Annotated in this window: 16 protein-coding genes and 1 pseudogene; 9 read left to right on the plus strand and 8 right to left on the minus strand. The window is 65.9% G+C overall.

From position 1 onward, the window contains the following. Positions 1 to 140 precede the first annotated feature (140 nt). A pseudogene (locus tag BHK69_RS31990) lies at positions 141 to 337 on the minus strand (DUF1289 domain-containing protein). Then, positions 334 to 1,224 (minus strand): adenosylcobinamide-GDP ribazoletransferase, encoded by an 891-nt coding sequence (locus tag BHK69_RS13720; protein WP_069690593.1) that lies wholly within the window; start codon positions 1,222 to 1,224, stop codon positions 334 to 336. Before BHK69_RS13720 ends, BHK69_RS31990 begins: the two are co-directional and overlap by 4 nt. A 129-nt stretch (positions 1,225 to 1,353) precedes the next feature. On the opposite strand from BHK69_RS13720, the gene cobT reads away from it, so the two are divergent. Further along, the gene (gene cobT, locus BHK69_RS13725; RefSeq protein WP_069693635.1) at positions 1,354 to 2,385 is read left to right on the plus strand and encodes a nicotinate-nucleotide--dimethylbenzimidazole phosphoribosyltransferase; all 1,032 of its coding nucleotides are present in this window, start codon (positions 1,354 to 1,356) and stop codon (positions 2,383 to 2,385) included. Between the two features lie 177 nt (positions 2,386 to 2,562). Here the strand turns inward: cobT and BHK69_RS13730 are convergent, their stop codons facing one another. Next, the gene (locus BHK69_RS13730) at positions 2,563 to 3,471 is read right to left on the minus strand and encodes a LysR substrate-binding domain-containing protein (protein WP_069690594.1); all 909 of its coding nucleotides are present in this window, start codon (positions 3,469 to 3,471) and stop codon (positions 2,563 to 2,565) included. 275 nt (positions 3,472 to 3,746) lie between these two features. Here BHK69_RS13730 and ilvD point away from each other — a divergent pair, with 275 nt between their 5' ends. After that, complete coding sequence (gene ilvD, locus BHK69_RS13735) at positions 3,747 to 5,588, plus strand: dihydroxy-acid dehydratase (protein ID WP_069690595.1); 1,842 nt, start codon at positions 3,747 to 3,749, stop codon at positions 5,586 to 5,588. 162 nt (positions 5,589 to 5,750) lie between these two features. Here ilvD and BHK69_RS13740 read toward each other — a convergent pair whose 3' ends face one another. After that, positions 5,751 to 7,268, minus strand: a complete 1,518-nt coding sequence (locus BHK69_RS13740) for a sensor histidine kinase (RefSeq protein WP_069693636.1) — start codon at positions 7,266 to 7,268, stop codon at positions 5,751 to 5,753. A gap of 86 nt (positions 7,269 to 7,354) precedes the next feature. Between BHK69_RS13740 and BHK69_RS13745 the strand changes: the two genes are divergently transcribed. From BHK69_RS13745 to BHK69_RS13775, 7 genes are all read left to right on the plus strand, one after another. Further along, positions 7,355 to 7,906 (plus strand): thermonuclease family protein, encoded by a 552-nt coding sequence (locus BHK69_RS13745; RefSeq protein ID WP_083269377.1) that lies wholly within the window; start codon positions 7,355 to 7,357, stop codon positions 7,904 to 7,906. A 589-nt stretch (positions 7,907 to 8,495) separates the two neighbouring features. Next, entirely contained in the window at positions 8,496 to 9,332 is an 837-nt protein-coding gene (gene nadC, locus BHK69_RS13750; protein WP_069690596.1) for a carboxylating nicotinate-nucleotide diphosphorylase, read from the plus strand. A 22-nt stretch (positions 9,333 to 9,354) separates the two neighbouring features. Then, the gene (locus BHK69_RS13755; RefSeq protein ID WP_069690597.1) at positions 9,355 to 11,451 is read left to right on the plus strand and encodes a thymidine phosphorylase; all 2,097 of its coding nucleotides are present in this window, start codon (positions 9,355 to 9,357) and stop codon (positions 11,449 to 11,451) included. 131 nt (positions 11,452 to 11,582) lie between these two features. After that, on the plus strand, positions 11,583 to 12,536 hold the full coding sequence (locus BHK69_RS13760; RefSeq protein ID WP_199579141.1) for an ABC transporter substrate-binding protein: 954 nt from the start codon (positions 11,583 to 11,585) through the stop codon (positions 12,534 to 12,536). Then, positions 12,533 to 13,384 carry an ABC transporter ATP-binding protein gene (locus BHK69_RS13765; RefSeq protein ID WP_069690599.1) on the plus strand — a complete coding sequence of 284 codons (852 nt, stop codon included), beginning with the start codon at positions 12,533 to 12,535 and terminating at the stop codon, positions 13,382 to 13,384. Before BHK69_RS13760 ends, BHK69_RS13765 begins: the two co-directional genes overlap by 4 nt. Further along, complete coding sequence (locus BHK69_RS13770; protein WP_069690600.1) at positions 13,381 to 14,130, plus strand: ABC transporter permease; 750 nt, start codon at positions 13,381 to 13,383, stop codon at positions 14,128 to 14,130. The genes BHK69_RS13765 and BHK69_RS13770 overlap by 4 nt, the downstream gene beginning before the upstream one ends. Positions 14,131 to 14,153: 23 nt before the next feature. After that, on the plus strand, positions 14,154 to 14,927 hold the full coding sequence (locus BHK69_RS13775; protein WP_069693638.1) for an ABC transporter permease: 774 nt from the start codon (positions 14,154 to 14,156) through the stop codon (positions 14,925 to 14,927). A gap of 48 nt (positions 14,928 to 14,975) precedes the next feature. Here BHK69_RS13775 and BHK69_RS13780 read toward each other — a convergent pair whose 3' ends face one another. The 4 genes from BHK69_RS13780 to BHK69_RS13795 all read right to left on the minus strand — a co-directional run bounded on the left by BHK69_RS13780 (position 14,976) and on the right by BHK69_RS13795 (position 20,364). Next, positions 14,976 to 15,218, minus strand: coding sequence for a hypothetical protein (locus BHK69_RS13780; RefSeq protein ID WP_069690601.1), 243 nt, complete (start codon positions 15,216 to 15,218; stop codon positions 14,976 to 14,978). Next, on the minus strand, positions 15,215 to 16,033 hold the full coding sequence (locus BHK69_RS13785) for a hypothetical protein (protein WP_069693639.1): 819 nt from the start codon (positions 16,031 to 16,033) through the stop codon (positions 15,215 to 15,217). Before BHK69_RS13785 ends, BHK69_RS13780 begins: the two co-directional genes overlap by 4 nt. Before the next feature lie 99 nt (positions 16,034 to 16,132). Next, positions 16,133 to 19,243 carry an efflux RND transporter permease subunit gene (locus tag BHK69_RS13790; RefSeq protein WP_069690602.1) on the minus strand — a complete coding sequence of 1,037 codons (3,111 nt, stop codon included), beginning with the start codon at positions 19,241 to 19,243 and terminating at the stop codon, positions 16,133 to 16,135. After that, positions 19,240 to 20,364 (minus strand): efflux RND transporter periplasmic adaptor subunit, encoded by a 1,125-nt coding sequence (locus tag BHK69_RS13795; RefSeq protein ID WP_069693640.1) that lies wholly within the window; start codon positions 20,362 to 20,364, stop codon positions 19,240 to 19,242. Before BHK69_RS13795 ends, BHK69_RS13790 begins: the two co-directional genes overlap by 4 nt. Positions 20,365 to 20,454 lie beyond the last annotated feature (90 nt).

Consider the following 20,454-nt stretch of genomic DNA (forward strand, 5'->3'; position numbering starts at 1 on the left):
ATTGCGAGGAGCGAAGCGACGAAGCAATCCAGGAGGACTGGGTAAGACGCGTCGCCAGTCCCCCTGGATTGCTTCGCTGAGCCTGTACTCGGGCTTGCCGAAGGCAAGACCGGGTGCTCGCAATGACGGGCCGCGGGTGTTCAGTTTCGATCGACTTGCGCCCGCATGCGTTCCGGCAGCAGCGCCATCACCGCCAGCCGCTCGGCCTCGCTCATGCCAGCCCATTGCGCGATTCCGGGAGCGTCCGGCCGCAGCCCTGGCAGAGCTTGCTGGCGGGGTCGATCACGCAGATCTTGATGCAGGGACTCGATATGACTGGACTCGACGCAGTGGTCACAGCTTGGCCGCCCCCAGCATGAGTGCGAAGCCGAGATAGATCGCGATTTCGGAGAGCTGCTGCATCGCGCCGACGATATCGCCGGTCTGCCCGCCGATCAGGCGGCGGCAGAGCCGCTTGAAGACTATCCCGGTGCCGAAGCTGAGGAACCAGCCGAGCACCAGGCCGAAGGGGGGCGGGGAAAGCGAGGTGTCGAGAACGATCGCAAAGGCAGCCGACAGGCAAAATGCGATCAAGGCCGTGCGTCCCGTCGGCCGGCCGACCGCCACTGATGTGCCCTCCATGCGCGCCGGTTTCTCGGTCGCGAGCAGATAGATGCCCTCCGCGCGCGACCAGGGCGCGGCGATGAGGACAGCGCCGGCCGCCGCCCAGGGGCCCGCCGCCGCCAGGATCGCGGCCAGCGCGGTGACCCGCAGCAGCAGCGACAAGCTCAGCGCCATCGCCCCAAAAGTGCCGACGCGGCTGTCCTTCATGATCTCCAGGCGCCGTTCCGGGGTATGTCCGCCGAACAGCCCGTCAGCGGCGTCGGCGAGACCGTCCTCATGGAAGGCCCCGGTGGTGAGCACGAGCGCGGTGACGGCGAGCACGGCTGAAAGCGTCGGGTTGATGCCGGCAAGGCCCGCGCCCAGCAGGATCAGCGCGGCGGGCAGCGCGATGAGGAGGGCGGCGAGCGGCAGGGCGCGCGGTACCAGCCGGAAGTCCGGCATGGCGTGGACCTCGCCTTCGCTCGCCAGGCGCGGAAACGGCAGCCGCGAATAGAAGCGCACGCAGATCGCGGTTGCCGCCAGCCAGCCCGGCCAAGTCGGCTCGTCCTGCAATGACGGCTCGTCCTGAAATGTCGGCTCGTCTTGCGGGGTGTTTGTGCTCTCGGCCTGCGTCTCGCTCATGCTGTTTCGCTCATGCCGTCCCGTTGTCCTCGATTGTCTTCATGCGTGCGAGCCTATAGCAGCAGCGGCGAGCCGGCCGCCATGGCGAAGCGCCCGGTGCCCATCTCCGCATCGCCCGACGAGACGCCCATGCCCGCTTCCGGCTTGCCCTTCGACGATATCCGCCAGCTCATTGCCGCCATGCCCGGCCCCGACATGGCTGCGGCCAATGCGGTGCGTGCCCGCGACAAGGAGCTGACCAAGCCCGCCGGCAGCCTCGGCCGCATGGAGGAGATTGCCGAATGGCTCGCCGCCTGGCAGGCCAAGCCGATTCCGCGCGTCGACCGGCCGCTGGTCTGCGTCTTCGCCGGCAATCATGGCGTCGTGGCCCAGGGCGTCTCCGCCTTTCCGCAGGCGGTCACGCGCCAGATGCTGGAGAATTTCGCCGCCGGCGGCGCGGCGATCAACCAGATCTGCGCGGCCTTCGATATCGGCTTCAAGGTCTTCGACCTGGCGCTCGACCTGCCGACCGGCGATTTCACGCAAGGGGACGCGCTTGATGAGCGCGCCTGCGTCGCCACCATGGCCTTCGGCATGGAGGCGCTCGCGGGCGGGGCTGATCTGCTTTGTCTTGGCGAGATGGGCATCGGCAACACCACCTCGGCAGCTGCGATTTACGCCGCGCTCTATGGCGGCGATGCCGCGATCTGGTGCGGCCGCGGCACCGGCGTCGATGATGCGGGTCTGAAGCGCAAGGTCGCCGCCGTCGAGGCGGGGCTCGCCCTGCACGCCGCCCATCTCAGCGACCCGCTCGAGGTCCTGCGCCGCTTCGGCGGGCGCGAGATCGCGGCGATCTGCGGTGCCATCATCGCCGCGCGCTCGCAGCGTATCCCGGTCATTCTCGACGGCTATGTCGTCACCGCCGCCGCTGCGATCCTGCACGCGCTGGAGCCGTCATCGATCGACCATTGCCTCGCCGGCCATCTCTCGGCCGAGGGCGCGCATGCGCAGGTCCTGGCCCGGCTCGGCAAGCAGCCGCTTTTGGCGCTCGACATGCGGCTGGGCGAGGGCACGGGCGCTGCGCTCGCCGCCTCGCTGGTCAAGGCCGCCGCCGCGATCCATTCCGGCATGGCGACCTTCGCTCAGGCTGGTGTGGCGGGGAAGGGGACGGCGGAGGCCTGAGCGCCGTTTGGCAATTTCGCGAGCCCTCATCCTGAGAGACGGGGCCGCATCGTCATTGCGAGCGCAGCGAAGCAATCCAGGGAGGCGTAGAGCGAGCCCTCCTGGATTGCTTCGTCGCTGACGCTCCTCGCAATGACGGGACACGCCGCCAGTGCCACAGCCTTAGCTTCACAGCCCTCACCCAGAGGAGCCGTCGTCAGGCGCGTCTCCATCGCCGCCTTGCGTCAGCGCCTGCCGCAGGAAGTCGCAGAGCGCCCGCATGGCGGGGCTGGCCCGGCCAGGCGCCATGTGCAGCGCGATCTCGGAGGCCGGCAGGGCCGGCAAGCCGTCGGCCGTGTCGAGCAGGCGCAAGCCCGGCCGCGCCGTGCCGGCCTTGACGATGGTCAGGGCGGCGCCCGAAGCCGCCATGGCCTCGACCGCGCCGATGCTGGAGCTGCTGAACAGGATGCGCCAGCTCAGCCCCGCCGCGTTCAGGGCAGCGAGCCCCCATTCCCGGTACATGTTGGGCGCGCTGAGCAGAGCAAGCTTGAGGGGCTGTTCCAGTGACAGGCCATGTTCCAGCGACAGGCCATGCCGGTCGGAGCAGGCCCAGAGCGTCCGTTCGCTGCGCAGCACCTCGCCGCGCCCGTCGCCCTGCTTCTGGGTCGTGAGCACGAGGTCGAACTCTTCGCCGAGCCTGGTCAGCAGGTCCCGGGTGAAGCCGGTCGTGACCTCGAGCTCGACATCGGGATGGGAGCGCACGAAGCGGGCGAGCGTCTCCGGCAGCACGATCGTGGCATAGTCGTCCATCACCGCCAGCCGCACCGGCCCGCTCACGCTCTGCGCATCGGCGACGTCGAGCGCCTCGTCATGCAGCGCCACGATGCGGCGCGCATAACCCAGGAAATCCTCGCCGGCGCGCGTCAGCGCCACTTCATGGGGCGAGCGCTGCAGCAAGGTGTGGCCGACCAGCTCCTCCAGCCGGCGCACCTGCGAACTGATCGTCGACTGGCTGCGGAACAGCGCAGCCGCCGCCCGCGTAAAACTGCCCTTCTCGGCGATGGTCACCAGGCAGCGCATCAGGTCGATGTCGATGTTGCGGATCATGCGGTGTCTTCCCGACGCGCCTGCCGTCGAAACCTCCGGCCATGCCTGGTTATGCCAACTCCGGCGGGCCGTCTCCAGCTCCCTGCGATAGCGACTTGCGATCGGCCGCACCGATCCTGGAAATCGAAGAATTCAATTTTGCCGGCGGCGGCGCAGCGATTAGAGCAGGATGCGAAAAAGTGGAGACCGGTTTTTCGCGTCGATCCTGCTCTCACTCTTTGATGAGTGCCGGCGATTGTTTTGACGTCCAGTCTCCCGGGCGGAGAGGGTGAATCATGCCGAAGCTGAGATCCGACACCACCACCAAGGGCCGCAACATGGCCGGCGCGCGCGGCCTGTGGCGCGCCACGGGCATGAAGGACAGCGATTTCGGCAAGCCGATCATCGCCGTGGTCAACTCCTTCACCCAGTTCGTGCCGGGCCATGTCCATCTCAAGGATCTCGGCCAGCTCGTCGCCCGCGAGATCGAGCAGGCCGGCGGCGTCGCCAAGGAGTTCAACACCATCGCGGTCGATGACGGCATCGCGATGGGCCATGACGGCATGCTCTACAGCCTGCCCTCGCGCGAGATCATCGCCGACAGCGTCGAGTACATGGTCAACGCCCATTGCGCCGACGCGATGGTCTGCATCTCGAACTGCGACAAGATCACGCCCGGCATGCTGATGGCGGCGATGCGGCTCAACATCCCCGCCGTCTTCGTCTCCGGCGGGCCGATGGAAGCGGGCAAGTACATCGCCGAGGGCGTGCTCAAGAAGGTCGACCTCGTCGATGCGATGGTCGCCGCCGCCGACAGCAAATATTCCGACAGCGAAGTCGATGTGATCGAGCGCTCCGCCTGCCCGACCTGCGGCTCCTGCTCGGGCATGTTCACCGCCAATTCGATGAACTGCCTGACCGAGGCGCTGGGGCTGGCGCTGCCGGGCAACGGCTCGGTGCTGGCGACGCATGCCGACCGCAAGCGCCTCTTCGTCGAGGCCGGGCACCTGATCGTCGACATCGCCCGGCGCTGGTACGAGCAGGACGATGCGAGCGTGCTGCCGCGCAACGTCGCGAGCTTCAAGGCCTTCGAGAACGCGATGACGCTCGACATCGCCATGGGCGGCTCGACCAATACGGTGCTGCATCTGCTCGCCGCCGCCCATGAGGCCGAGATCGCTTTCACCATGGCCGATATCGACCGCTTGTCGCGGCGTGTGCCCGTGCTGTGCAAGGTCGCGCCCTCGGTCGCCAACGTCCATATGGAGGATGTCCACCGCGCCGGCGGCATCATGGCGATCCTCGGCGAGCTCGAGCGCGCCGGGCTGATCGACACCTCGCTGCCGACGGTCCATGCGGCGACGATGGCTGAGGCCCTGTCGCGCTGGGACATCACCCGGACGCAGAGCGAGGCAGTGCGCTCATTCTACAGCGCAGCGCCGGGCGGCGTGCCGACGCAGGTCGCCTTCAGCCAGGAGCGCCGCTTCGAGGAGCTCGATCTCGATCGCGCCGGCGGCGTCATCCGCGACAAGGATCATGCCCATTCCAGGGATGGCGGGCTCGCCGTGCTCTCCGGGAACATCGCGCTCGACGGCTGCATCGTGAAGACGGCCGGCGTCGACGCCTCGATCCTGAGCTTTTCCGGGCCGGCGGTGATCTTCGAGAGCCAGGACGCCGCCGTCGAGGGCATTCTCAACCGCAAGGTCCGGGAGGGCGACGTCGTCGTCATTCGCTATGAGGGGCCGCGCGGCGGGCCGGGCATGCAGGAAATGCTCTATCCGACGAGCTATCTGAGATCGAAGGGGCTCGGCAAGGCCTGCGCGCTGGTCACCGATGGGCGCTTTTCGGGCGGCTCGTCCGGCCTCTCGATCGGCCATGTCTCGCCTGAAGCCGCGGAGGGCGGCGCGATCGGTCTCGTCGAAAACGGCGACATCATCGCGATCGATATCCCCAACCGCGGCATCAGCCTGCAGGTTTCGCAGGAGGAGCTGGCGCGCCGGCGCGCCGCGATGGAGGCCAAGGGCAAGGACGCCTGGAAGCCCGCCGCGCCGCGCAAGCGCAAGATCACGACCGCGCTCAAGGCCTATGCCGCGATGACGACGAGCGCAGCCAAAGGTGCGGTCCGGGTCGTGGATTGAGTGGGGGGAGGGGCGAGTGGCGAATGGCGAGTAGCGAATGGTGAGAGTGGCTCTATTCGCTACTCGCTCCTTCAGGCGAAATAGCGAGTAGCGAGTAGCGAGTAGCGAATAGTGAGAGTGGTTCTATTCGCCACTCGCCATTCGCTACTCGCCCCTCTCCCCTCAAGCCGCCCGCGTCGTCGGTTCCGGCAGGGCCGCCAGCGTATCCATCACCCGCTCGGCCGGGAGCGTGATCGTCACTTCGGTTCCGGCGCGCGGCTTCGATTTCAGGTGGAAGCCGCCGCTATGCAGGTCGATCAGCCCCTTCACGATCGGCAGGCCGAGGCCTGAGCCCTGCTCGGCCGTCTTGATCGCCAGCGAGCCGCGCCCGAAGGTCTGCAGCACGATCGGGATTTCATCCTCCGGGATGCCCGGTCCCGTATCGGTGATCGAGACATATTGCCCGCCATTGGCGGTCCAGCCGACCTTGATCGAGATCTCGCCGCCCTGCGGGGTGAACTTGATCGCGTTGGAGAGGATGTTCAGCACCACCTGCCGGATCGCCCGCTCATCGGCCCAGACCTTGGGCAGATGCGGCTCGATCGCCTCGCGGATCGTCTGGCCCTTGGCCTTGGCGCGCAGGTTCAGCATGTGGCGGCAATCATCGGCGATGGCGGCGAGCGAGAGCGCCTCCTCGTTCAGCTCGTATTTGCCGGCCTCGATGCGCGAGAGATCGAGGATCTCGTTGATCAGTTCGAGCAGATGCTGGCCCGAACCGTGGATGTCGGCGGAATATTCCTTGTAGGCGGCATTGGCGTGCCCGCCGAACACCTCGTTCTTCATCACCTCCGAGAAGCCCAGGATCGCGTTGAGCGGCGTGCGCAACTCATGGCTCATCGTGGCCAGGAAGCGCGATTTGGCGAGATTGGCTTCCTCCGCCTTGCGCCTGGCCTCGTCGGAATTGGCGGTCGCGGTTTCCAGCTCCGCGATCAGCGCGTCCTTTTCGGCGCGGAATTCGATGGTCGAGACCGAGCTGGCATAGAGCCGGTTCGCCAGGAAGATGAAGAAGAACTGGGCGGAAGCCGCCATCAGCGCCATCGTCACGCTGTCGATGTCGCTGCGGCCCCAGAAGAACAGGCCGATGCCGACGGTGATCGGGAGCAATCCGGCATAGACCGCGATCGGAATCGAGGCCGACAGCATCACGGTCAGCGCGCTGACGATCAGCAGGGTCGTGGTGACGAAGACCTTGGCGCCCGGCGCGCTGCTCTGCGCGAACAGCAACAGGATCAGGGACCAGGTGAAGCCATGGACCCCTTCTGCCAGGGCGAAGAGACGGCGCCACAGCCCGATCCGGACATCGCCGGTCTCCTGCGCCAGGAAACGCCGACACAGGATCACGATGACCAGGGAGCTGAGGATGACGGCGCCGACCCAGGGCGCGACCCTGGAGATCGGTGTCCACAGGCAGGCCGCCGCCGCGATGCAAAGCGCCAGCACCAGCGTGCCGACCGTGCCGTTCATGCGGTATTGCGCGAACAGGCGCAGCAATTCGTAGTCGAAGGCGCGCTCGAGGCCGGTCGAGGAGGTCAGCCGCTCGCGCACCGACTTGACCTCGCGCGTGACGAGCTTGCGGCGCGCCAATGCGTTCGGGTCGGGCCCACGCCCGCGTTGCACCTGTTCAGCCGTGACTTCCGCCATGATCGAAGCAAAAATGTCCTCGCCCGGCAGCGCAGGATGCACCGCCGGCTCGCCATCATGGTCGGTAAATCGTTAAGCTCTTCCTGATGGCGCGCTTCGGATTCGGTCGTTTCAGGTCAGGCCCCTTCGGCTGGCGGCGCGTCAGCCGGCTGGTCGATCTCGTGGTCGCCCTTGGAATCCTTGGTTTATTGGCGATAGCGGGCGCCGTGCTGCAATATCGGCTCGGGCCTGCGCGCATGCTGACCGGCGCGGCGCAGGCGATCGACGGCGATTCGCTGCGGCTGAACGGCGAGGAATTGCGCCTGGAAGGGCTGGATGCGCCCGAATATCGCCAGAGCTGCACGACCAAGGCGGGCAGGCCGGTCGATTGCGGACGTACAGCGCGCCGCGCTTTGTCTGATTTGCTGGAGCGTGGCCTCGTCACCTGCGAGATCGGCAAGATCGATCGCTATGGCCGCGGCCTCGCTCATTGCCGTGTCGGCGAGATCGACATCAACGCCGAGCTGGTGCGGCAGGGCCAGGCGGTCGCCTATGGCGGCTACCGCAGCGAGGAAGAGCAGGCGAGGGCGGCCGGGCGCGGGCTCTGGGCGCTCGACTTCGAGCGGCCCGAGACCTGGCGACGGGAACATCCGCGTTAGGTGTGATGACTTGATCTGGGCTTGCCCCATGACTGTCCAGTTCGCCGCGAGCGCCCGATCGAAAAGCTCCTTTCATTGAAGGCTTTCCAGCGGGCGGTGACGAATGAGACAGGCGCGGGGAACCCTTCTCCCGTGTGGGAGAAGGGCAGGGATGAGGGCAGGCCAGACAACCAGATCGCGCAAGCGGTTCCGCATCATGTCCTGCGCTTTCAGGATGAAGCCCGCGCTGCGGCGCGGTTCGCGCCTCAACAATCAGCGGCACACCCTCATCCCTGCCCTTCTCCCATCCGGGAGAAGGGTTCCCCGCGCCCTTCATCGGGCACTTCGCTTCATCACGCCCGCGACGGGAGAGCCGTGCATGATCCGCTCAGGGGCCATCTCGTGATGGAAGGGCTCCCTTTGACCAAGCCTCCTCCGGCCCGAGATTCTCGGGGCAAGCCCGAGAACGACGCGCTAGGATGGATCCCTGTGTCTGCGCGGAGCTGCGTCCTTGGGCCGGCAAGGCTCCATCCTCTAAACAGGGTACACTCTCTTCTTTTAGGCAACCCGTTCGCATCCAACCTGTTCGAATCATCGTGAGGCAAGACGCATGTATGACCGCTTCTCCGCACTTCGCATGATCGACCTCTGGCTGGCGGAGGACATTGGCTTCTTCGACCTGACGGCCCAGCTGATGATCGATCCGAAAGCCCGGGCCACCTTTCACATGAATGCGCGCGAGCCGATCACGGTCGCCGGCATAGAGGTCGCCGCCGCCGTCTTCACGCGCTACGAGCCGTCCTGCCAGATCGAGCTGAAGGTCGAGGACGGACAAGCCGTCGACAAGGGCGCGGTGCTGATGATCGTCAGCGGGCCGGCCCAGGCTCTGCTCACCGCCGAGCGCGTGGCGCTCAACATTGTCCAGCGTCTGTCGGGCATCGCGACCGAGACCGCGAAATATGCCTCCGCCATCGCCCACACCAAGGCGCGGCTGCTCGATACCCGCAAGACGACGCCGGGCCTGCGGATGCTGGAGAAGCATGCCTCCGCCTGCGGCGGTGCGCTCAATCACCGGCTCGGCCTCGACAATGGCGTGATGCTCAAGGACAACCACATCGCGGTCTGTGGCAGCATCTCCGAGGCGGTTCGCCGGGCGAAGCTGAAGGTTCCGGCGCTGACCAAGATCGAGGTCGAATGCGACCGGCTGGAGCAGGTCCGCGAGGCTCTGGCGGCAGGCGCCGATGTGATCATGCTCGACAACATGGCGATCCCTGCGATGCGCGAGGCCGTCCTCTTCGTCGCTGGCCGGGCGGCGCTGGAGGCCTCGGGCGGGATCAGGCTCGATACGATCGCCGCGATCGCCGAGACCGGCGTCGACTACGTCTCGACGAGCCGGCCGCTGCAGTCGGCGCCGGCGGTCGATATCGGCCTCGACGAGCCGCGCTGACGAGGCAGGCGGACGAAACCCGATGAAACCCGGCATTCTCTTCGTCATTGTTGGTGCGAGCGGTGTCGGGAAGGACACGCTGATCGCCGGCGCGATGACCACTCTTTCGGCGTCAGGTCTTGCCGCACCAGCTCTTGCCGCGCCAGCTCTTGCAGCGTCAGGCCGCTATGTCGCCTGCCGGCGGGTCATCACGCGTGCGGAAGGGCCGGGCGAGGATCACGAGCCCGTCTCTCCCCAAGAATTCGAACGCCATGCCGCGGCCGGCGGCTTCCTGCATCGCTGGCAGGCGCATGGGCTGAATTATGGGCTGCCGATTGAGCTGCGCGCCGAGCTGGAGGCCGGGCGCCATGTCGTCGCCAATGGCTCGCGCGGGGCATTGGCGGGGCTCATGGACATCGTGCCGCGCCTCGTCGTCATCGAGATCACGGCGCCACGCGCAAGATTGCGGGAGCGCCTCCTGGCGCGTGGCCGCGAGAGCGCCGCCGAGATCGAGCTGCGCCTCGACCGCAGCCCCGATCCGCTGCCGGACGGGATCGAGCTCCTGACGGTCGCCAACGATGCGAGTGTCGAGGCCGGGATCGAAAAACTTGTCGCGGCGATCGAGACCGCCGCCGCGCGCATGGCGCTGCGCCGCATGCCGATCCATGCGGGGCGCACGAACATGGCCTTCCTGCCGCTGGACAGCAGCGCGGTGCCGGCCGCGACCTATGCGGGCAGCGGGCGCATCGAGCTCATGGCCGGCGGGCGCAGCGTGCGGGCCGCGGTCAGCATGGTCGAGCCGGGCACGCTTCTCGGTGATGACGAGATCGGCCTCTCGGTCGAGGCCTTCGCTGCGCTCGCGCTGCCGGAGGGCCACAGGGTCTCGATCAGGCGGACGCCGACACCCGGCAGCCGCGCGCTGCTCTGCCGCAAGATCGATGGCGGGCGCCTCTGCGCCGACGAATACGAGACGCTGTTCCGCGACATCGTCGAGGATCGCTATCCCGAGAGTGAGGTCTCGGCCTTCCTGGTCAAGACGATCCAGAACCTCGACGATGTCGAGGTCGTCGCTGTGGCGCAGGCGCGCTGCCGCTTCATGGCCAGGATCGCCTGGGACGCGCCGATCGTCGTCGACAAGCATTCGCTCGGCGGCATTCCCGGCAGCCGCATCACCCTGATCGTGGTCCCGATCGTCGCCGCCCACGGGCTGCTGATGCCGAAGACCTCGTCGCGCGCCATCACCTCGGCATCGGGCACGGCCGATGCGATGGAAGCCGCCTGCCGGGTCGACCTGAATGCTGCCGATGTCGCCCGCGTCGTGCGTCAGACCGGCGCCTGCATCGCCTGGAACGGCCGGCTCAACCATTCCGCGCTCGACGACGTGGTCAATGCGATCACGCGGCCGCTCGGCCTCGACAGCAACCGCTGGTCGGTCGCCTCGATCATGTCGAAGAAGTGGACCTCGGGATCGACCCATGTCGCGGTCGATTGTCCCTATGGCCCCAACGCCAAGCTGAAGACCCTGGCTGATGCCCGGGAACTCTGCCGCGTCTTCGAGCTGGTCGGCGTCGGGCTTGGCCTCACGGTGCGGGCGCTGGGCACTGACGGCAGCAGTGCGATCGGCCGCGGCATCGGGCCCGCTCTGGAGCTGCGCGATGTCGGCCTGGTGCTGGATTGCGACCCGGCGGCGCCCAGTGACCTGCGCGAGAAGGCCCTGACCTTCGCCGCAGAGATCCTGTCCTTCGATCCCGCGATCGGCGATTCCACACGCGGACGGGCGCGCGCCGAGGCGCTGCTGGCGTCGGGCGCGGCACGCGAGCGCTTCGACCGCATCGTAGCGGCGCAGGGACGCACGGCCCGGACCGAGCCGGGACCCCTGACCCATATCGTGCGGGCCGCGCAGGCGGGCCACGTCACCGCCATCGACGGCTGGCAATTGGCCGGCGTCGCGCGCAGCGCCGGCGCGCCGGCGGTCAAGGCCGCAGGCATCGATCTTGCGACCTCGGTCGGACAGCGCGTCGCGGCAGGCGGGGCGCTCTACACCATTCACGCGACGGGAGCGGCCGATCTGGACGCGGCCATCGAATTGTCGTCGAGACGATCGGGCATCACGCTGAGCGAGGTTTTCGAGACGGTCTGAGCACCGCCGGGCTTGGCTATCCACGAGTCTTGGCTATCAACTGCGGCCGCGTCCTCCCCTTCGGAGCACGGGCGGCGATTTTCGGGAGAAATCGTATGGCTTTCAGGACACGCAGGAGCGCTCGATCCCTGGTGGCGGCGTTCGCCTTCGCTGCGACCTCGATCTTGTCCGGCCCGGCTGGCGCGGTCGAAATCTCGATCACGCAATGGGGCGCGAGCCTCTATGGCGCTCCGGTGGCTGTTGCAATCGAGCAGGGCGATTTCAAGAAGGCCGGCATCGACGTGACCGGCGTGATCGGTTCGGGTGGCGGCGGCACCAGCGTTCGCAACATCCTGGCGAGCGATGTGCCCTATGGCGAGGTCGCCACGGCCGCTGCCCTGGCGGCCGCCAGGCAGGGGCTGCCGATCGTGCTGATCCATTCCGGCACCCGCACGGTCGCCGAGGCCAGCCTCGTGACGATGCCGAACTCGGAGATCAAGAGCCTCGAGGACCTCGTCGGCAAGAAGGTCGCGATCACCTCGCCGAAATCGACCTCCGAAATGGTCTTCCTGATGGAGCTGGCGGCGAAGGGCATCGACGCCTCGAAGATCCAGCGCATCGCGTCGGGCGGCTATACGCAGGGGCTGACCATGCTGGAGCAGGGAGCCGTCTCGGCCGCCGTCCTGATCGAGCCGCTCTCGATCCTGCGCAAGGATCGCTACCGCACGGTGATCGCGGCCAAGGGCTTGCTGCCGGCGATGACGACCTCGGTCGGCATCACCACCCGCGACTTCGCCAAGGCCAAGCCCGAGCAGCTGAAGGCCCTGATCGCCGGCCGCCGCATGGGCGTGCAGGCGATCTACCGCGCGCCGGAAGCCGCCTCCGACATGGTCGCCAAGCAGTTCAACATGGATCCGGGCCTGGCCAAGGTTGCGATGCTGAACATGATCGAGCCGCAGATGTGGAGCGAGGGCGCCTTCAGCATGGCCGAGCTGAACCGGATCGGCGAGGGCCTCAAGCTCGTCGGCGAAATCTCCGCCTTGCCGGATTGGGGGGCGCTGATCGACCGCTCCTTCCTGCCGGCCGACCTCAAGGCCGACCAATGACGGTCGTCGCCATGGCGTCACGCGACGCGCCGAAAGCCGCAGCCGAGCCGCCGGCCGCGAGCCTCAAGGGCGTGACGCGCCATTACCGGTTTCCCGGCGGCGGCAAGACGCTGCATGCGCTGGGGCCGATCGATCTCGACCTCCGGCAGGGCGAGTTCTTCTCGGTCGTCGGCCCGTCGGGCTGTGGAAAATCGACGCTGCTCGACGTGCTGGCGGGGCTGAGCCCGCCCAGCGATGGCACGGCGAGCTTCGAGGGCAAGCCGATCGCCGGCGTGCCCGACGGCATCGGCGTCGTCTTCCAGGAGGACGCCTCGTTTCCCTGGCTGACGGTCGAGGCCAATGTCGCCTTCGGCCTGAAGCGGGCCGGAATCGGCCAGGCCGAGATCGACCGCCGGGTCGATTACGCCGTCGGCTTCATGGGCCTGCGCGATTTCCGGCAATCCTATCCGGCGCAGCTCTCGGGCGGCATGCGTCAGCGCGTCTGCATCGCACGCACGCTCGTGCTGCAGCCGCGGCTGATCCTGCTCGACGAGCCTTTCGGCGCGCTCGACCAGCAGACCCGGCTGATCATGGGCGACGAATTGCTGCGGCTCTGGCGCGAGACCAAGGCGACCGTGCTGCTGATCACGCATTCGCTCGACGAGGCCGCGATGCTGGCCGATCGCGTCGGGGTGATGTCGGCGCGGCCGGGCCTGTTCATCGACATCATCGAGACCGGCTGGCCAAGCGACCGCGACAGCCGGATCGTCGCCGATCCGCGCTTCGGTGAGATGACCGGCCGAATCTGGGAGAAGCTGCGAGCCGAGACGATGAAGCACATGCAGACGCAAGGCGCCGGACCGCGATGAAATATCGCGCGCTCGTCACCCTGGCCGTCGTGCTGGCCTGCGTGCTGGCGCTGGAACTGGCCTGCGCCTTGGGCTGGGTCGCCAGGACCGTGATCATCCCGCCCAGCGAGATGGTCGGCAGCCTCAGCGACATCCTGTGGTCGGGCGAGTTCAACCGCGCGATTCTCCTGACCCTGACCAATGTGATGATCTCGGTCGTGATCTCGATTGCGGCGGGGTTCGTGCTGGGCGTGGCGATCCACGCCAGCGATTTTCTGCGGCGCGCGGTCGAGCCCTATCTCGCGAGCTATTACGCCGTGCCGACCTTCATCTTCTATCCGGTCTTCATCGTGCTGTTTGGCGTCAACAGCGCCGCCATCATCGCCATCGCCGTGCTGCTCTCGATCGTGGCGATGATCACCGCCACAATGAACGGCCTCGACCGGATTCCGACCGTGCTGCTGCGCACCGCCCGGATCATGCGCCTGTCGCCGGTCAAGACCGCGCTCATGATCCAGCTGCCGGCGGCGGCGCCGTATTTCTTCACCGGGGCGCGATTGAGCGTGGCCTACTCCTTCATCGGCGTCATCGCCTCGGAGTTCATCCTCTCGGGCGACGGGCTCGGCTACGCCATCGCCTATGCCTACAATAATTTTGAAAACCGGCAGATGTACGGGCTGATGCTGCTGATCGTGATCGCGGTCACGCTCGTCAATATGACGCTCGACAGGCTCGACCGCCGCCTGCAATCGCGCCTGCGCCGCTGAGGTCCAAGATGCCGAGCAAAGCCATGCCGAGCAAAACTCTGCCAGGTGAAGCCTTGCGAAACGTCGTGCCGCCGATCGTGCTGGCCCTGGTCCTGATCCTGTGCTGGCAGGGTCTGCACCTCGCCACCGCATCGGGCGCGATCAGTTCGCCCGCCGCGACCTTGGCGCGGCTCGTCGTACTGATGGGGAGCGGCCGCTTCTGGCTCGACGTCGTCGAGACCGGCACGGCCTTCGCCTGGGCGCTGGTGCTGTCGATCGTGCTCGGCATCGGGCTCGGCGTCGTGCTCGCTTTGCTGCGGCCGGTCGGCGAGGTGATGGAACCGATCCTGGTGACGTTCTACTCGCTGCCGAAGGTGACGCTTTATCCGCTGGTCCTGCTGATCTTCGGGCTCGGCATGCCGGCGAAGGTCGCCTTCGGCATCATGCATGGGCTCGTGCCGATCACGCTCCTGACGCGCAACGCCATCACCCAGTTGAAGCCGGTCTATCTGCGCACGGCCAAGGTGATGCGGCTCAGTGCGTTCGAAGTGGTGCGATCAGTCGTGCTGCCGGCGATCATTCCCGAACTCGTCGCCGGCATCCGGATCGGTTTCTCGCTGAGCCTGCTCGGCGTCCTGATCGGTGAGATGTTCGCCTCGAAGCGCGGCCTGGGCTTCACCGCCGTCAACGCGATGGGCCTGGGCGACCTCGACACGATCATGGCGATCGGCGTGTTCCTGGCGCTTTTCGCGGTGCTGGCGAATGGCGGGCTCCTGTCGCTGGAGCGCGCCATTCGCCACCGCTCGGCCGGCCGCTAGAGCGGGCTGCGAAAAAGCGGCAGCCGGTTTTTCGCGCGAGCAATGCTCTCAGGGAGGATTTAGCCTGAGCCACACCGTCATTGCGAGGAGCGGAGCGACGAAGCAATCCAGGGCGGCAGAGCGAGCCTTCCTGGATTGCTTCGCTTCGCTCGCAATGACGGCCTGGCGAAAACGCTCTGGCGACGTATGCCTGAGCTGTTGGCGTTGCGGGCCGATCACGCCCAGCGGTGCGGTCAGCATCGCCATCGCCATCATCGAGAACGCGCGCACCCGGAGCATGATGGCGATCAAGGCGCCAAATAATCACTGACGGTATCCCACGCAACTTTCTGCAAAAATCGGGCTGATTCCTCGCCTAAATCGGCTGTATAACTGATTCCGACCGGACTTTTCTTGAAGATTGCAGCATAAATAGTCAAGGCAGCCAGATAGGTTCCCGCCATGGTCGGATGCCGCTTGTCGGCAATGTACAGGCGGATATCGGGGCGCTCTTTGACAGATCTGGCGAATGCCAGCCCTGCAGGAATAACCAGGGCCTTGTTCTCATTTCCGATGCGGGTGTAGGCTTCGGCGAGTTGTTCAGTCATCTCCGGCTTATCAAGATAGGCCCATGACATGAAGAAAACCGGCTCCGAGCCATTTTTTCTTGCAGTCTCCGCGTGTATTTTTGCGTATTCGTAGAATATGCCTTGCAGCCTCGGATGAACCGGGCATTGGCTACAATCCATCATAATCGCCAGGTCGAATAGGCGGTTCGGCTGGTTGAATGTCACAACATTATTGTCGTCTATCGTGTAGCGCCCCACCGCATCAGGGCGGAAATACGAGCCAACATCGTGCCAATCGAAGCCGGAGCCACTTATTGTCACGAGTGTCGAGCGTAGTTTGTATTTAGGGTCGGCAGATGCGAGGATTCTTGCAACCATGCCACTGATGCCGTTGTTGAAATAAAAGAAACTATTTCCGATATAGATGATCGATTCCGGACGTTCGGTTCCAGTGCTCCGAATTGTAGCTTTCGTCTGCGCGACACTTGCAGAATTTGCCAGAGCAAGAACAACAAAGCCGAATAAAATTTGTATAATCGAATTTGTAAGGCGTTTCATCGTCAGACACCCCTGGTGGATAAATCTACGGCTGAGCAATGTCATCTGGCTCGATTTACTGGCTTGGATTATCGACGAACCAAACTCCACCACGGAACCCTACTCGGCAGCCAGTGCCGGTCGCAGTTCTGGTTCCCCCGTTGAAACCTCATGGTTCCCGTCCGCCGTCGGCTTGATCCGGAACCATGTGGCATAGAGGGCCGGCAGGAAGAGCAGGATGAGCACGGTCCCGGCCGCCGTGCCGCCGATCAGCGTGTAGGCCATTGATCCCCAGAACACCGAATGGGTGAGTGGAATGAAGGCCAGGACCGCTGCCAGCGCGGTCAGGATGACCGGCCGCGTCCGCTGCACCGTCGCCTCGATCACGGCGTGATAATCGTCGAGGCCGGCCACCTGGTTTTCCTGGATCTGTTCGGTCAGGATCAGCGTGTTGCGCATCAGGATGCCCGCCAGTCCGATCAGGCCCAGTATGGCATTGAAGCCGAAGGGCTGGTCGAAGGCGATCAGCATCGGAACCACCCCGGCAAGCCCGAGCGGCGCCGTCAGCATGACCATGGTCATCGTCGAGAGGCTGCGGACCTGCAGGATGATGACGATCAGCATGGCGGCGATCATCACCGGGAAGATCTTGGCGAGCGCATCGTTGGCCTTGATCGATTCCTCGATGTTGCCGGCCATCTCGATGCGGTAGCCGACCGGGAGCGAAGCGATCAGGGGCTGCAGGGCCTTCATGACCTGCTTCGAGACCTCCGGGGGCTGGGTCGCCTCGTTGATGTCGGAGCGGATCGTGATGATCGGCGTGCGATCGCGGCGTTTGAGGATCGGCTCCTCGAACCGGATTTCGGAGCGCCCGATCTGATCGAGCGGTACCTGACGGCCATCCCGGCTCATCAGCGAGAAATCGGCCAGCCTTGCCGGGTCCAAACGGTTCTCGCCGGCGCTGCGGGCGACGACCGGCACGTTGCGAATATTTTCGCGAACCTGCGTCACCGGGATACCGCTGACCAGCATCTGCATCTGCTGGCCTGCCTCTGCCGGCGACAGCCCGATCAGATTGAGCCTGTCCTGGTCGGGAATGTAACGCAGCACGGGAGAACGGTTGCCCCAGTCCCGGTTCGCCTGCCGAACATCGGCGACGCCCCTCATCAGGCCGAGGGCTTTTTCGGAGATCTGGTAAAGCTGCGCCGGATCGGGCCCCATGACGCGGAATTCGACGGGGAACGGCGTGTAGGGTCCGAACACGAGCTGCGTGACGCGGATGAAGGCTTCGGGCGCGAGGCCCTCCGATATCGCATCGCGCAGCCGATGCTTCAGCGTCTCGCGCGCTTCGGCATTCGCGGTCAGCACGACGAGCTTGGCAAAGGCCGGGTCCGGCAGTTCCGGCGCCATGGCGAAGAAGAAGCGCGGCGCGCCCTGGCCGACATAGCTCGTGACGATCTTCGCCTCGGCCTGATCCTTCAGCCAACGTTCGACTTTTGCGACCGCGGCCGTCGTCGTTTCGATGCTGGTACCTTCCGGCATGCGGACCTCGACCAGCACCTCCGGGCGATCGGATGTCGGGAAGAACTGCTGTTTCACCGCGCCCATGCCGAGCCCGGAGAGGCCCATGGCGACCACGACGACGGCGCAGGTCACGAACTTGTGGCGCACGGTGAACTTGATGACGCTGCGCAGGCGCCGATAGTTCGGCGTGTTGTAGATGGCGTGATGGCCACCCTCGACCGGCTTGATGTCCGGCAGCATCTTGACGCCGAGATAGGGGGTGAAGACCACCGCGACGATCCACGAGACGATCAGCGCGAAGCCGACGACCCAGAAGATATTGCCGGCATATTCGCCGGCGCTCGAACTGGCGAAGCCGACTGGCATCAGGCCGATGATCGTGACCAGCGTGCCCGAAAACATCGGCGCTGCGGTGTGGCTCCAGGCGTAGGCAGCCGCCTTGATCCGGTCCATGCCTTCTTCCATCTTCACCACCATCACCTCGATGGCGATGATGGCGTCGTCGACCAGCAGCCCCAGCGCGAGGATCAGCGCGCCGAGCGTGATGCGATCGAAGAAGCGGCCGGTTTCCAGCATGATGAGGAAGACGACGGCAAGGGTGAGCGGCACCGCGAGCGCGACGACGATGCCGACGCGCCAGCCCAGGGCGACAAGGCTCACGAACAGCACGACGCCGAGCGCCATCGCGAATTTCAGCATGAACTCGCTGACCGCGGCTTCGATGTTGACGGCCTGGTCACTGACTTTCGCGAGCGTCATGCCGAGCGGAAGCCGCTCGGCGATCGCGCTCGATCGCGCTTCGAGCGCCTTGCCCAGTTCCAGCCCGTTCCAGCCCAGCTGCATCACCGCGCCGAGCATGATGGCGGGTTCGCCGTCATGGCGGATGATGTAGGTCTCCGGGTCCTGATAGCCGCGGCGGACATCCGCAACATCGGAGAGTTTCAGCGTCCGTCCGCCGGCGGCGATCGGCGTGTCGGCGATCGCCTGGATGCTGTCATAGGCGCCGTCGAACCGGACGAAGACCTGCGGGCCGCGCGTGTCGATGGAGCCCGCCGGCGTGACGGTATTCTGGCGTTGCAGCGCACTGGCGATGTCGCGTGCGGACACGCCGAGGGTTGCGAGCTTGGTATAGGAGAACTCGACGAAGATCTGTTCGGGCCGCTCGCCGAGAATGTTGATCTTCTTGACGCCGGGCACATGCAGAAGGTCCTGACGGATGACCTCGGCCTGACGCGCCAGTTCGCGCATCGGCATGCCCTTGGCTTTGAGCGCGTAGAGGCCGAAGCTGACATCGGAGAATTCGTCGTTGACGAAGGGTCCGAGCACGCCCGGGGGCAGGTTGCGGGCCTCGTCTCCCAGCTTCTTGCGGGCCTGATAGAACTCCTGTTCGACGGCCGAGGGAGGCGTGCTGTCCTTCAACGTGATCGTGAGAAAGGCGAAGCCGGGACGCGCTATGGTTTCGACGCGATCGTAATATGTCAGCTCCTGGATACGTTTCTCGAGCGGCTCGGAGACGAGGTCTTGCATCTCGCGGGCGGTCGCGCCGGGCCATGCGACGGTGACCGTCAGGCTCTTGATCGTAAAGGACGGATCCTCCGCCCGTCCCAGCTTGACGAATGCGTAGAGGCCCGCGGCCGCCAGCAGAATGATGAAGAACAGGGTGACGGCTCGCTCGCGAACCGCGATCGCTGAAAGATTGAAGCTCATCGGCTCGCCGCCTGTGCCTGAACACCGGTCCGGACGGCGGCGCCGTCCGTCAGAAGATGAGCACCGAGCGAAACGACCGGCTCGCCGGCCCTCAGTCCGGAGATCACGGCAGTCTCGCTGGTCACGCGCACCAGCCTGACGGGGCGAAACCTCACCGTCGAGGTCGCTTCATCCATCAGCCAGACACCGGTTTTCTGGCCGTCATCCAGGACCGCTCCGAGCGGCACTTCCATCTCCGGCTGGCTCGCCTGGTTTGCCAGCCGGATGGTCACGGTTGCCCCGAGCGGTGCTGCCGCGCCCTCGCCATCAAGCACATAGCGCGCTTCATAGGTGCGGGTCTGGGCATCCGCGGAATCCGACAATTGCCGGAGCGTGGCGGCGTAGCGGCGAGCCTCGCTGCCATAGAGGCTGGCCACGGCCGCCGAGCCGATGGCCGGCCTGATCGTCTCGGGCAGTGCGACGACTGCCTCGCGAGGGCCGGCCTGGGCCAGCCTGATGACGGTCTGGCCGGCGGTGACGACCTGTCCCGGCTCACCGAGGGTTTCGACAACCGTGCCATCGGCATCGGCGACCAGAAGGGAATAGCTCGATCCGTTTTCCGCGACCTTCTCGTCCGCTTCCGCGGCGGCGAGCTGCGCTGAGGCTGTGTCCAGCGCCGCCTTTGCCTGTTCGTAGCGTTGCGGGCTCGCAGCGAACCCGTCCTTGACCAGAACGGCGTAGCGTTTTTCGTCAGCCCTCGCCTGAACCAGGACGGCGCGCGCCGCCGCAGCGGCATTGCGTTTTGCGGTGAGCGCGAGCCGCAGGTCGGTCTCGTCGATCCGCATCAGCGCCTGGCCGACTGTCACGGCCTGGCCGGAATTCACGAGCCGTTCGACGATCTTGCCGGCAACGCGGAAGCCGAGATTGCTCTGGACCCTGGGAGCGATGACGCCGGTGAAGCGGCGTTCGGCTTCGGCGACAGGTGTTGCCGCAACCAGCCTGACGATCGGAGCATGCTGCCGCGGGTCGCTCACGGCAGAAGCCTTCTGCGGGCGCGCCGAGAGCACGACGAACGCTGCCACCACTGCGGCTGCGAGCACAACGCTCCCTGCGACGATCACCGATCTCTTTCTCTTGCCCATCGCCTGCTTGCCCATAGCCTTCTTGCTCATCGCCCGCTTGCCAATTAGATTGCGTTCGAACTCTATATCGATTATAGATGTCGAACGCAA

Source organism: Bosea vaviloviae, assembly GCF_001741865.1.
GTDB classification, from domain to species: Bacteria; Pseudomonadota; Alphaproteobacteria; order Rhizobiales; family Beijerinckiaceae; genus Allobosea; species Allobosea vaviloviae.